This is a genomic window from Oceanobacillus indicireducens (assembly GCF_014647195.1).
Classification (GTDB): domain Bacteria; phylum Bacillota; class Bacilli; order Bacillales; family Amphibacillaceae; genus Oceanobacillus; species Oceanobacillus indicireducens.
Genome location: NZ_BMOS01000030.1, coordinates 27,006 through 40,180, shown reverse-complemented (window position 1 = coordinate 40,180; position 13,175 = coordinate 27,006). Strand labels below are relative to the sequence as shown.

Below are 13,175 nucleotides of genomic sequence, written 5' to 3'. Positions count from 1 at the left end.
CCAGAAATACTGGAGTGGAAAGGGTACCGAGAAAATCTTGACACAAACTAGAAGGGGCTAGGTATTCGCAAATAGTGTGATTTATGTTATGATAATAGTAATTAGAGGTAACACTGCATATACATATCTAAAAAGGTGTGATGTGTATGTGTGAGAACGGTAACTATAATAAAGGGGATGAGGATATGGCTAATGTAGTAGAAGATGTAAAGGTCGATATTGAACAGTCTATATCTAGATCACTTGATGAAGTACAGCAAATTAGAGAAGGTAAGTTACCTAAACGGTCCTATAAAGATATGATTGCAAGAGTTAGAGAAAAGTTAAGTGAAGAACAATAATTTTTATAGGGTAATGGAAGTCGAAGGATTTGAAAAAGATTTAATTAAAATTGCAAGAAAATATCCGTCTTCCATTGATTTAGTAGCAAGTTTATTCGAAAGGTTTGAGGAAGGAAATATCGAGGGCAATGATATACGGGGACTAAAATTAAAAGGTGATAAAGTATTTAAAACTAGGTTGGAAAACCCCGATGCCAATAAAGGTAAAAGTGGGGGATTTAGAGTTATTTGGTATTTAGTAACTTCTGACAATGAAATATATCCACTTACAATATATTCTAAAAATGAGCAAGATGATATACCAAATAGAGAAATAATATCCTTAATTAGCAAAAGAGTATCCAATTTAGTATAAACCACTTTTTTCACACTAGATGATTTTTGTGACTAGCTTAACCCCCTTATTGTTGGTAGTAAAGACATACCAACATTAAGGGGGTTTAATATTGACTTTAAATAAATATGTAGCAGAAGGGACATCAAGTTGGCTGTTTTTGTCTGATTCATGAATTGCATAAATTCTACACCAGGCGGTAGAAATTCGACTAGAGTCTCTTGTATCTGTCCCTTCAGCCAAAGTTATTAAACCATCTGCAATCGCTGCACGACTGCCACCCGAAGAACCACTTCTATTTATATTAGACTAAAAGCTACCCTTAGTGTTTAAATTATGAAAAAAAGGAAAAACAACACTAAGGATATTTTTATGCCTACTGTTGAGTTAACCTATAAAAATTTGGAGGTGAAGAAAGATGGCAGACAACAGATTCAAAACAGGTGAAAAAGCACCTGAAAGCGGTGAATTTAAGGTTGATAGTCTAGTGAATGGCGGTTCTGGAAATAACGATAACACAACAATTAATATCGAAAAAGGGGAACAATTCCCGCCATCCCCTTCCAGTAATGATGCAGCTTATTGGGTAAAAGTATAGCATTAACAAAAAAGTGAACCCTCTTGGATGTTTCAAGAGGGTTTTGATTATCATGATGGAGATTTTCAAAATAAAATAAGGAAAACTTAGGAGGGAAATGGTGTCACTTCTTCCTAAAATAAAAACAAAGGAAAATGGAGACCGATATGATCTCGAGTTAAGTAATGGCAGATTCAGCTTATATGTCATAAAAAAGTATGAGAGCATTCAATTAATAGGGGATATATTAACTGGCATATCTTTTGTAACGGGAAGTATTTTAAATATAACTGGGGCAGCTTCCATTTATGGTCAAATTCTTTACTTAATTGGAAGTCTGGCACTTACGGTTCGGCCAACGATAAAAATTATTCGAAGATCAAAATTAAATAGGGGTAAGTCGTGATGTTTCTGTACAGTTCATTTATTGCGGATTTTGTAATATTCTTGTCCATATGGATTCCCTTATAATTGGGATAGAACTACCTATCCCAATTATAAGGGGTTTTTTATGAATTGGAAGTATAAATCCCCAAGATTCAGAGTAAGTCCTCATAACCTATGGCATAGCTCCTTTATTTCAATTCCCACTCCCAATACAGGGAGTGGCACGAGATATTGACGGAAATATCTCTAATATACTATATATAGTATCCTGTCATCTTTACAATCACTAAAACAAGTTAAAATCATAAAATAACCATATTAACACAGAATTTTATGTGCGAACCTCCCAGGGAATTCATGGGAGCTTCAGGTTCGCACATTTTATAAACTACTTTCCATTAAATTCATTCAGTTGTTTATCATCTTTTAATCTTCTTTATTTAAATTGACAAAAAGGAAAGTAAATCCCAGCCCTCCCCTAAAATGAAGTTTGCAAGTTATCTAACCGGGTATAGTCTACCGGGAGAATTGTAAATTTTTAGGGGAGGTTTTATTATCAAGCGTTTTTCTTATATTTTCACATTCTTTATTGGTTTTCTATTCTTAGCAGGAACGGCTTCTGCTGAAAAGAATCATATGGTATTGCCGGGAGAAAGTTTATTCCGAATTTCTCAACTCTATCAGGTAGATATCAATACATTAATTGCAGCCAATTCTGCGATTAGTAACCCGTCAGATATTAAATTTGGACAGACGATAAAAATACCGGATAGAGATGGTGTACCATTTCGAGTAACGGCATACACAGCAGGTTATGAATCTACGAAAAAACGCCCGGGAGATCCTGGTTACGGAATTACAGCTTCGGGAGAAATTGTCCAGGAGAACCATACGATGGCGTGTCCGCAAGCTCTGCCATTCGGTACAAAAATACATATTCCAGCACTGGATGAAACGTATGTCTGTGAAGACCGCGGAAGTGCAATTACGAATGGGCGACTGGATATTTATATAGAAGACTTGGATGATGCTTTGGAATTTGGGGTGCAGGATTTGGAGGTTAAGGTTTGGACGTATTAATATCGTGGATGACTTATAAATAAAAAGCTATTATACCATTTAAACGTGCTAGTTTTGGGGGAGTTATCCAAATACCTCCATTTGGGGTGGTGCGCAAGTCATGGGAGAAGGGCAGAATTTACACGTTTACCAGAGAACTGCGCACCACAACTAGCCTATCATTAATTCTATTCAACCTATATAGAAATCCAAGGATCAGTCTCTCTAGCTATATTTTATTTTTTATATTGCGGGGATAGATCCTTTTTTAATAATTTTATTCTCGAATGATGAGCAGTTTTCTCGTCTCTCCCTTTGCACGGCTAAACGTTAAGGAATCGTCGAGAAACTCGTTCCTCGTAAGTACCAGTGTATGAAAACCCTTTTATTTTTTAAAGCCTGGTCGCTCTCCATTATAAACGTCAAAATAAATTGAAATAATTGAATGGAACTGTTATTATTTTCGTTGTGTCTATCATTTTAAGTAGGCTAGAAAAGTGAAGATGTTATTGGAATCTGCCTAAGATAAGGGTCCTGTGGAAAATAATATAGTGTCATAGGTTATTTATTGTAGCTAATATCCATTCAGGAAGAAGATTAATTGAGGGAATTTCTTGGGTAATAAGTTTCACAATATTTTTAGCGTGTAGATGTAAACCCTGAAGTTTCCGTTACTTCTCCTGTTTCCATATCCCTTTCGAAACCACCATGGTAGAGGGCAATAAGGAGATCATAGTCTTCATTAGATTGTATTTCTTTTACGATCTCTTTTAGAGTGGTAAAGGCATCGGCGAACTGAATGCCTTGAATATGCTCCGGTGTTTCCCAGTTTGGAACGTAATGCGTGGTCACGCCGGTAATGGCAACTTTAACCCCATTACTTAATGTTTTGATGATATAGGGGGAGCCAAAATAGGGTTTACCCGTTTTTTCATCTACTATATTAGCGGATAACCATGGATAGTTCGACTGATCGACAGCGTCCTGTAAAATAGCTTTTCCGAAATTAAATTCATGATTGCCGGGGACACCTGCATCGAGACCAATTTGATTCATAATCGCAATCATCGGATTCGGTTTCTCCGCATGATTTTTTACGTAATGGGTCATGAGTGGTGTGCCTTGAATCAAATCACCATTATCGAGGACGATCATATGCTCATTTTCCTGTCGTTTCTTCTGGACAAGTGTAGCGTATGTTCTCCATTTTCCCCAGATGTAGAGCTTTCTTCCTTATGATTGGTTTGACCCAGCTACATTTGCGGCAGGCTCTTTTGGTTCTTCGGAAGATCCGGTTAAAGAACCGGAAATGTCACTCGATTTTGCGTCAGTTTTACCAAATAATGAAGTCTTTACGATTGACGTAGTGGCTGAAGGTCTGGATCCTGGTCAAACGGTTACTGGTTACAATCTAGGTATCTACTTAGAAGGTGGACAACAAGTAGCCAAAGTTCAGAACCTTGACGGAAGCTGGCCTGCTAATTATGGATATAGTGAACATTTTTCACTTACAGCAAATGAAGAAGGAATTGCAAGGCATACGCTAAATGTCCAGCTGAACGAAAATGTGGATGGAAATGCGAATGTTCGCTTACGTCAAGGTTCAACAAACGTTATTACAAATCCTGCGGTTATCGGTGAAGCGGAAGAAGATAATGAGGAAACGGTAACACGTTCGATTCAGGAAGCTCGAAATCTAGCGGATGGTAAGTCTGTTGCAGTCGAAGGTGTGATTACAACAGAACCAGGACTTTTCGGTGGGCAAGGATTTTATGTACAAGATGAAACGGCAGGCATTTATGTGTTTCAACATAATGAGGCGTTTCGTCCTGGAGATAAAGTGAAACCTGAAGGAGTCGTCTCGACACATCAAGGGTTAAAGCAAATTTCAGATCTTGAGCTAATTGAAGTTATAGGAGAAAGTGAACTCCCAGAATTTGTAGCGGTCGACAAAATAGATGATGCCAACCAAGGCGAGCGTGTTACGCTTCAAGGTGAAATTGAAAACATCGTGTCTTACTGGAATGCCTTTGAATTTGATGTAAGAAACGGTGAAAATTTGACGAGAGTGCGCGTCGATGATCGAACGAATATTTCTTATGAAACATTTGTAAGCAATTATGAAGAAGGGGAAAAGGTCTCGGTATCTGGTATTGCTTCGATTTTCCAAGATACGTATCAGTTATTAGTAGTGGATGAAGACCATATCCAAAAGACGGCAGGTGCTGGTTCTGCACCAATCAATCATCCTATATCTGATTTCACGACATTTGATATTACAGGATCCTATCAAATTCCAGTTGATGTGTACGATGAAGATGGGGACTTAGCTGAAGTTATCATTGAGATGGAAGACAATACAATGGAAGATGAAATTTCTACTGGTATTGGAAGATATGTAGAAACATGCTAATAGAAAGATGAAAAAGGAAGCTAGGCACTTCAGCCAAGCTTCCTTTTTCATTTTAATATAGCAAATTACGCTCCCCGAACCATCCTGCATGCTAACCGGGCAAAGCGCACTATCCCTAAACAATCACACACCATAACCATAAAATTAAGCATAAGCCACTATTGCCATTCACTAATTCTCTCCAATTTTTTCACAAAAATAGCTGACATTGATCTTGTTCTCGCTTTGAGCAAATGTTGCCTTCCTTCTTTCGTGCGGGTATCGTCGCTTTATTCAACCGAAGCATGATCTCAAGGCCCAGCACGGTCTTCCCTGAACCAGGAGGTGCCACTAAATGGAGCTTTCCAGTATGTAAATGTTCATGTACCTCATTCAGCGCCTTTGTTGATAAGAACGCCATGGATAGCAGAATTCGATATCATTCCGAAAAGCTTCCATATGGTTATTTTCCTTTTTTGAAAGTGGTTTAAGATTAAACTGTAACGATCTTTTTTGCATCTGATTCATTACATTATGAAGGAATTGAAAAAAAGAAGGTCTCTTTTAAGGTACAAATAATATCGTAGTATATTGTTTAGCGTCAAAATAGGGTATGTGTGCTTGTGCTCTATTTTAAACGTTTTGCTCAAAGTTGGAAAATATCCGATAAATTTAGCTCTAGAGAGGGTACTGTTTTTGATCTTATACTCTCCTCAACATGTAAAACATCATATCTGATTTCATTGTTTTTGTCTCTGTTGTATACCAATATATGTTTCTGGAGTGGATCGATAATCCAGTATTCCTTTACATTGTTTTTCATATAAAGGTTTAGTTTCGTGACAATATCGTGGGATATGTTAGGTGGGCTCAAAATTTCTATGATGAAATCAGGCGCTCCTATGTGTTCGTTCTCTGTTAGATTGTCTGGATTACACGTAACAAATAGATCTGGAACAACTATCTTTTTATCGTCATGATTAACTGCGTCAAATAGAACATCTGTAGGTGCAGAAAACACTTCACATTTTTTATCTTTGAGTGCGTTGTACAATTCACCTTGTAAAAAAGTTGAAATTCGTTGATGTTTTATATTCGGCGAAGGAGACATATACACAACGCCATCAACATATTCAAGAACATCATTTGTTTCTTTTCTCATATTTATGAATTCGTTGTAGCTACTGTGTTTTTCATTTAATAAACCCAATATAAACACCGCCTTTATTACATTATACTTGATTGCCCGGACGAATGAAAGTGGAGGAGACATGGGCTTTATGACTTTAACATTTAAATTCGGTACCTATATGTTTGTTTTGTTATCTTATCCGTTTTGGCATTTTTGTGAAAATGGATATTTCCCCCTTTCGTGACATCCCAATATTAACCCACCATGAATAATATTAACCCCACCTTAATCCCTTGTAACGATTCTGTAAATTTAAACTTTTTCCTAAAAAAATATGGTTTAATAAAACTTGTTCAATAAAAGGAGGGAGACATATGGGCCAAATTGATTTGGTGGATATTTCAAAGTCATACGATAAGCAAAAAAACGTATTAGACGAAATCAATCTATCCATTGAAGAAGGGGAGTTTTTTGTACTGGTTGGTCCGTCTGGATCTGGTAAAAGTACGTTACTTCGCATGATTGCAGGCCTTGAGGATATTACATCCGGCACATTGAAAATTAGTAACGAGGTTGTGAATCACCTGCCACCGAAGGACAGAAATCTGTCGATGGTCTTTCAAAATTATGCGCTATATCCACATTTATCTGTGGAGCAAAATATTCTTTTCGGTTTAAATGCGAAAAAAGTGGATAAAGAGGAGCAACAAAAGAGACTTATCGAAACTGCAGAAATGATGGGGCTAAGTGAGCTGTTAAAACGGAAGCCAAAGGAGCTTTCAGGAGGACAGAGGCAGCGTGTCGCATTAGCGAGATCGGTCGTGAGTGAGGCGCCACTTTGTTTAATGGATGAGCCGCTTTCCAATTTAGACGCTAAACTTCGGGGGCAAATGCGAATGGAGATTCGTCGTTTGCAAAAAAGGCTGGGGATGACGATGGTGTATGTGACCCATGATCAAGTCGAAGCGATGACAATGGGGGACCGAATTATGGTGTTGAATGATGGGAAGATTCAGCAGGTCGGAAAACCGATTACCTTATATAATGAACCTGCAAATTTATTTGTAGCTTCTTTTATCGGCTCACCGAAAATGAATATGGGGAAGGCTGTTTTTCATGCTGACCGGAATCAACTTGTGATTGATGATGCACTTCATCTAGAAATAGATCCCGTTATCAACAATGTACCACGCTACCCGAACGTAACGATTGGTATACGAGCGGAACATCTTTACCCTGGAACTGCAGAAAACACTACACATGTTGTAGAAGTGATAAATGTAGAACAGTTAGGAAATGAAACGTTGCTTGCGTTTGAAGTCGGTGCGGAAGTTTGGACGGCTAAATGGCCGGGACAATGGGACGTGCAAGTAGGGGAGAAGGTTCCAGTACATATTGCAATTGAAAATCTATGCTTCTTTGATTCGGATACAGGATTATTGATCAAGCCGGCAAGAGCGGGCAAACAGCAAGAGGTCGTAACGGCATGAGTATGAATAGTACAGCGATTCAACAAACGCCTAAAAGCCAAATAAATTTTGAACAAGTGAAAAAGAAGCAGCGGATGAAAAACTTTTCTAAAGGCATGTTGTTCTTACTACCGTCAATTATTCTGTTTAGTGTGTTTCTATTCTACCCGCTCGCTCGAACCATTTATTTAAGTTTTTTCCTAACGGATGCCGCAGGGGCAACAACCGTTTTTGTTGGTTGGGAAAATTACGTGACGATGTTCACTTCCCCGATTTTCTTACAGAGTATGAAATCAACTTTTTTATTCGTCCTATATACCGTTCCGATTACGATTATTATCAGTTTGTTTTTGGCGGTGATTGCAAATGAGAAATTAAAGGGAATCGGTTTTTTCCGTACGATTTATTCATCAACCATGGGGATATCGGTTGCGGCCGCGTCTGTCTTCTGGCTTTATTTATTTCACCCGTCCATGGGTCCGTTGAATCTGTTGTTAAACGCCATTGGTGCAGAGGGGATTGGCTGGCTGACAGACACGTCTTGGGCACTGTTTGCGATAGCCATTACAACGATATGGATGAATATCGGTTTTACCTTTCTCATTTTATTAGGCGGACTGCAATCGATTGACTCTTCTTTATATGAAAGTGCGGATATTGATGGTGCCGGTTATTTTTATAAGTTAAGAAGAATTACGATCCCGATGCTTTCGCCAACCTTATTCTTTGTGGTGACCGTAACGATTATCAATGCCTTTCAAACCTTTGGGCAGATTGATATTTTAACACAGGGCGGTCCGGTGAATTCGACGAACCTTGTCGTCTATTCCATATACCGGGAAGCATTTGTAAACTATAAGTTCGGATCGGCAAGTGCTCAGGCGGTATTATTGTTCATCATTATATTACTCATGACTTTCCTGCAATTCAAGTTTGGTGAAAGGAAGGTTCATTACCAATGACAATCCCAACAGGTCGAAAAGTTATATTTTATATCTTACTGATTATTTCAGGATTTCTCGTCTTTGCGCCAACATTAATGGCGTTTGCCATGAGCTTTATGTCGAACAAAGACATTATGACGGGAAGCCTGCCTACATCGTTATCCTTTGATAATTATGTCAGGGCGTTCGGGCAGTTCCCATTACTTAAATATCTGTTGAATAGCTTAATCATTTCCTTAGTGATTATGCTTGGACAATTAATTTTATCAAGTTTAGCCGCTTATGCCTTTGTCTTTTTAGAGTTCAAAGGGAGAGATCTCTTATTCTTTGTTTTCATCGCGACGATGATGGTTCCTTTTGAAGCATCGATTATTCCGAACTTCCATATCATCCGTGATTTGGGGTGGATTGATACCTATCCGGGGCTGACCGTTCCATTCTTTGCGATGGCGTTTGGGACATTTTTACTCCGGCAGAACTTTAAACAAATACCGAAAGAATTAAGAGAAGCGAGTCAGATTGCTGGGATGGGGGATTTTAAATTCTATCTGACAGTCGTTTTACCTGTTGCGAGAACTAGTTTACTAACTTTAGGTGTGTACGGATTTTTAACCTCGTGGAATATGTATTTATGGCCACTCCTCACGACGACGAACGACAATGTTCGTACCGTACAAATCGGCTTAAAGCAATTACAAACACAGGAGCAATTAAATGACTGGGGTGTCATCATGGCAGGTGCTGTTATCGTTGTGATTCCTACTTTAATTCTTTTATTCCTCGGTCAAAGCAAACTGCAAAAAGGATTAACGGAAGGTGCTTTGAAATAAGTTGGAGCTGCTCAAAATGAGCGGATGAACGAAATTTTTTATAAAAAAAGGAGTGTAATGAAAGAATGAAGAAGATACTTGCGATACTTATGTTAGGGTTCGTATTATTCCTTGCAGCATGTGGTTCAGATGGAAACGCGGACGAGGCAGCTGGTAGTGCTACTGCTGGCGCGGAAGGTACAAGTGAGGGATCTGGAGATAACGAAAAACAAGTCGTTACATTCTGGCACTCGATGGGTGGGGCTGGTCAGGAAGCATTAAATGCGATTGTTGACAGCTATAATAGTTCCCAGGATGAAGTTCAAGTGAATGCAGAATACCAAGGTTCATATGATGAAGCATTGACGAAATTTAATAGTGTTGCCGGTACAGACAGTGCACCAACTATTATCCAAACGTTCGAAATTGGCACGATGTCGATGATTAATAGTGGCAGCATTTTACCAATTCAAGAATTGGTTGATGCAGATGGTTATGATATGAGCGGTTTAGAGGAAAATATTATTAACTATTATTCCTTAGATGGAACGTTCTACTCGATGCCATTCAACTCTTCCACACCGGTTATGTATTATAATAAGGATGCTTTTGAAGCAGCGGGGCTAGACCCGGAAGCTCCACCAGAAACATTTGAGGAAGTAGAAGAAGCAAGTAAGGCAATTGTGGAAGCTAATCCAGACATGAAAGGATTTGCACTGCAGGCTTATGGCTGGTTATATGAACAACTGCTGGCCAACCAGGGCGCCTTATTATTAAACAATGATAACGGAAGAACGGACACACCAACTGAAATTGGCTGGACAGAAGAAGAAGGGAAATCAATCTTTGAATGGGTAGAGCGTATGGTTAATGATGAAACATTCGCTAACTATGGAACGAATGGTGACAACATGGTTTCCGGTTTCTTAGCAGGGGATGTCTCGATGTTCTTACAATCTTCAGCTAGTTCAAGAGATGTGATTGATAACGCACCATTTGAAGTAGGTATCGCATTTTTGCCACACCCAGAGGAAAAAGAACGCGCAGGTGTTGTCATCGGCGGGGCAAGTCTTTGGATGATTGACGGGAAGCCGGAAGCAGAAACAAATGCTGCTTGGGACTTCATGAAGTATTTACAAACACCGGAAATTCAAGCAGAGTGGCATGTGGGAACAGGTTATTTTGCAATCAATCCGGCTGCATATGATGAGCAAGTTGCCGTTGATGCACACGAAGAAATGCCACAATTAAACGTGACGGTTGAGCAACTACAAGCAACAACGTCATCGTTCGCAACCCAAGGCGCATTAATGGATATGATTCCAGAAGGCCGTAAAATTATGGAAACAGCACTTGAAACGGTTTATAACGGTGGCGAGGTAGACGACGCGTATAACACAGCAGTCGATCAATTTAATACAGCAATCGAACAAGCAAACGCAGCACGAGGAGAATAATTTTTAATAAAAGAATGAGAGGGAATAAAGTATGATCGGATGCTTTATTCCCTTTCTGATTATCCATGAAAGGGAAGTGTTACGATGACAGAGACGAAGATTTATGGGCATCGCGGGTGTATGGGAACGTTCCCGGAAAATACGTTACTCGGATTTCTTCAAGCGATCCGCCAAGGCGCAGATGGGATTGAACTGGATGTACAACTTACAAAAGATGGGGAGGTTGTCGTTATCCATGATGAGACGTTAGAGCGAACGACAGATGGAACCGGATTTGTAAAAGATCTGACCTTACAAGAAATCAAACAATATAGTGCAGGTGTAAAGTATGCTCATCTTAAGAATTATGATCGAGTGATTTGGTCTGCAGAACGTGTGCCAACCCTTCAGGAAGTGCTGGAGCTGTTAGCACCGTATAAAATCGAATTAAATATTGAATTAAAGACCAGTCTCTTTCAATACGAGGGCATCGAAGAAAAAGTATTAGCCCTCGTAAAGGAATATGGGAATGGTCGCAAAGTCATTTATTCCTCTTTTCATTTACCTAGCCTCTTGCGGATGAAACAGTTGGACCCGGATGCAGAAATTGCTTGGTTACTGGATCAAAGGATAGCGCATCCCGAGGATTATTTACATAGTTTGGAGCTTGAGGCATTACATGTATCCAAACGGATTGCATTTTCCGATACCTTTTATGGGAGAGATATAGTGAAGAAATTGCGGATTTGGACGGTTAACGAGCAGGATGAAATAAAACAATTACTCGATTTGGGTGTGGAAGCGATTATTACGGATTTCCCTGAAGAAGCCCTAAACGATCGAAATAAAAGGAAATCCCTTGCTTAAAAAGGTAATCGGTATCTTATGTGTAAGTTGTGTTGTTTTCGCTGGTGCTTATCTCGTTATGGAACGGGAAGTGGAGCCCGAACCAGCCATCGTTGATTCCCCAAAAGTTATTGCACATCGCGGGGCGAATGATCGCTTTAATGAAAGTACGATTACGGCGTATAAAATAGCTGCTGAAGACGGTGTTGATGCCCTGGAGATTGATTTACGAATGACGGCAGATGGTGCACTCATTGCTATGCATGACGAAACGATCGACCGGACAACGAATGGAACGGGGAATGCAACGGACTATTCATTGCAGGAAATAAAGGAACTTGAAACGTCGGAAGTGTTTGGAGAGCAGCGAACAATGGAAGAAATCCCTACATTAAGAGAGATTCTCGAAACGTTTCGGGACACGGAGCACTATTATATTGAAACGAGATTGGTTCATGGGGAACTTGTCATGGAAGAACCGTTAATCGAGCTGTTACTCGAATATGACTTACTCTCCCAAGATCTCGTCACAATCCAGTCTTTCTCAGAGGAAAGTTTAGAAAAAATCCAAACGTTAGCACCAGAAATTCCGCTCACCCTTCTGTTTGGCAAAGAAAAATTCAATTTAAAGAAAGCAAAGACGTCTGATTATCCGATTATTGGCATAGAAGCAACGGACGTTACAATGAAAAGTGTTAATGAATTACACCGGCAAGGGAAAGAAGTGCATGTGTTTTTCACTGATGAGGTGACAACGAGGAAAGAGCAGGAGCGGGTGTATGAGCTGAATGTAGATGGTTATTTTACTGATGATATTCGGTTTACGAAAGAGTTACTCAAGAAAGATAAGGATTGATGAAGAAGAGGTTAGGACATAACCTTTAGGTGTAGTGTAAAGCCCTATGTCTATTATTATAGATTTATAGTAAACTAAGACTATCGTTATTTAAAGTAGTTTTAGGAGGCTTCCAGTGAAAGAAATAGTTATTATATTGGCGGAAATTGTGAATGATATCCATGATATATTGACCGATATGTTCGGTTTACATATGACAGATAAGCAGCTTCATTTCTGGATCATCGGTATTATTGGAATGGTAACGTTCTTCATGGTGTATTTTTTCTTTAAAATCATTGAAAAAATGAAGTGGAGTACGACGATTCTTTCCTTTGTTTATACATTTACCGTTATGGTTGTCCTCGTCTTTGCAATCGAACTGCAGCAAGCAATCACGAACAGAGGAAATATGGAGTTTGCGGATGCAGTAGCGGGGCTATGGGGATTTATGGTGATGTTTTTGATTTATGCGGTGGTGGCAATACTCATTTATTTCCTATTTAAGACATTTAAAAAGAAAAAGTGAAAATGGCGTTTTCATAATTAATGTCAGAAATTACAAAGCTCGCTATTGAACTTATATACAATAGCGAGTTTTTTGTGGTAAGCTG

16 protein-coding genes are annotated in these 13,175 nt (G+C 39.1%); 13 read left to right on the top strand and 3 right to left on the bottom strand.

The annotated features are described in order from the left end of the window. Positions 1–185: 185 nt before the first annotated feature. Positions 186–341, top strand: coding sequence for a hypothetical protein (locus IEX94_RS15860; protein WP_156857771.1), 156 nt, complete (start codon positions 186–188; stop codon positions 339–341). Beyond that, positions 328–696: a type II toxin-antitoxin system RelE/ParE family toxin gene (locus IEX94_RS15855; protein WP_188858783.1), complete on the top strand. Its 369-nt coding sequence runs from the start codon at positions 328–330 to the stop codon at positions 694–696. Before IEX94_RS15860 ends, IEX94_RS15855 begins: the two co-directional genes overlap by 14 nt. Before the next feature lie 75 nt (positions 697–771). Here the strand turns inward: IEX94_RS15855 and IEX94_RS15850 are convergent, their stop codons facing one another. Next, complete coding sequence (locus IEX94_RS15850) at positions 772–978, bottom strand: amidase family protein (RefSeq protein WP_156857782.1); 207 nt, start codon at positions 976–978, stop codon at positions 772–774. Between the two features lie 115 nt (positions 979–1,093). Here IEX94_RS15850 and IEX94_RS15845 point away from each other — a divergent pair, with 115 nt between their 5' ends. The 3 genes from IEX94_RS15845 (at position 1,094) to IEX94_RS15835 (ending at position 2,719) form a co-directional block, all read left to right on the top strand. Next, positions 1,094–1,273: a YjzC family protein gene (locus tag IEX94_RS15845; RefSeq protein WP_156857769.1), complete on the top strand. Its 180-nt coding sequence runs from the start codon at positions 1,094–1,096 to the stop codon at positions 1,271–1,273. 97 nt (positions 1,274–1,370) lie between these two features. Further along, on the top strand, positions 1,371–1,658 hold the full coding sequence (locus IEX94_RS15840; protein WP_229782753.1) for a YrhK family protein: 288 nt from the start codon (positions 1,371–1,373) through the stop codon (positions 1,656–1,658). Between the two features lie 617 nt (positions 1,659–2,275). After that, positions 2,276–2,719, top strand: coding sequence for a LysM peptidoglycan-binding domain-containing protein (locus IEX94_RS15835; RefSeq protein ID WP_188858778.1), 444 nt, complete (start codon positions 2,276–2,278; stop codon positions 2,717–2,719). Positions 2,720–3,337: 618 nt separating this feature from the next. Here the strand turns inward: IEX94_RS15835 and IEX94_RS15830 are convergent. After that, a complete protein-coding gene (locus tag IEX94_RS15830) occupies positions 3,338–3,916 on the bottom strand; it encodes a metallophosphoesterase (RefSeq protein WP_156857766.1) in 579 nt (192 codons plus the stop codon). Positions 3,917–4,007: 91 nt separating this feature from the next. Between IEX94_RS15830 and IEX94_RS15825 the strand changes: the two genes are divergently transcribed. After that, positions 4,008–5,111, top strand: coding sequence for a single stranded DNA-binding domain-containing protein (locus IEX94_RS15825; RefSeq protein ID WP_188858777.1), 1,104 nt, complete (start codon positions 4,008–4,010; stop codon positions 5,109–5,111). 625 nt (positions 5,112–5,736) lie between these two features. Here the strand turns inward: IEX94_RS15825 and IEX94_RS15815 are convergent. After that, the gene (locus IEX94_RS15815; RefSeq protein WP_188858773.1) at positions 5,737–6,300 is read right to left on the bottom strand and encodes a Uma2 family endonuclease; all 564 of its coding nucleotides are present in this window, start codon (positions 6,298–6,300) and stop codon (positions 5,737–5,739) included. A 296-nt stretch (positions 6,301–6,596) separates the two neighbouring features. Between IEX94_RS15815 and IEX94_RS15810 the strand changes: the two genes are divergently transcribed. The 7 genes from IEX94_RS15810 to IEX94_RS15780 all read left to right on the top strand — a co-directional run bounded on the left by IEX94_RS15810 (position 6,597) and on the right by IEX94_RS15780 (position 13,090). Further along, a complete protein-coding gene (locus IEX94_RS15810; protein ID WP_188858771.1) occupies positions 6,597–7,712 on the top strand; it encodes an ABC transporter ATP-binding protein in 1,116 nt (371 codons plus the stop codon). A 2-nt stretch (positions 7,713–7,714) separates the two neighbouring features. Next, positions 7,715–8,653: a carbohydrate ABC transporter permease gene (locus IEX94_RS15805; protein ID WP_188858790.1), complete on the top strand. Its 939-nt coding sequence runs from the start codon at positions 7,715–7,717 to the stop codon at positions 8,651–8,653. Continuing rightward, entirely contained in the window at positions 8,650–9,465 is an 816-nt protein-coding gene (locus IEX94_RS15800) for a carbohydrate ABC transporter permease (protein WP_156857758.1), read from the top strand. Before IEX94_RS15805 ends, IEX94_RS15800 begins: the two co-directional genes overlap by 4 nt. Positions 9,466–9,530: 65 nt before the next feature. After that, positions 9,531–10,901: an ABC transporter substrate-binding protein gene (locus IEX94_RS15795; RefSeq protein ID WP_156857757.1), complete on the top strand. Its 1,371-nt coding sequence runs from the start codon at positions 9,531–9,533 to the stop codon at positions 10,899–10,901. A gap of 84 nt (positions 10,902–10,985) precedes the next feature. Continuing rightward, the gene (locus IEX94_RS15790; protein WP_156857756.1) at positions 10,986–11,747 is read left to right on the top strand and encodes a glycerophosphodiester phosphodiesterase; all 762 of its coding nucleotides are present in this window, start codon (positions 10,986–10,988) and stop codon (positions 11,745–11,747) included. After that, positions 11,740–12,582: a glycerophosphodiester phosphodiesterase gene (locus tag IEX94_RS15785; RefSeq protein ID WP_188858769.1), complete on the top strand. Its 843-nt coding sequence runs from the start codon at positions 11,740–11,742 to the stop codon at positions 12,580–12,582. The genes IEX94_RS15790 and IEX94_RS15785 overlap by 8 nt, the downstream gene beginning before the upstream one ends. 115 nt (positions 12,583–12,697) lie before the next feature. Next, entirely contained in the window at positions 12,698–13,090 is a 393-nt protein-coding gene (locus tag IEX94_RS15780; protein ID WP_188858767.1) for a hypothetical protein, read from the top strand. The last annotated feature ends 85 nt before the right edge of the window (positions 13,091–13,175 follow it).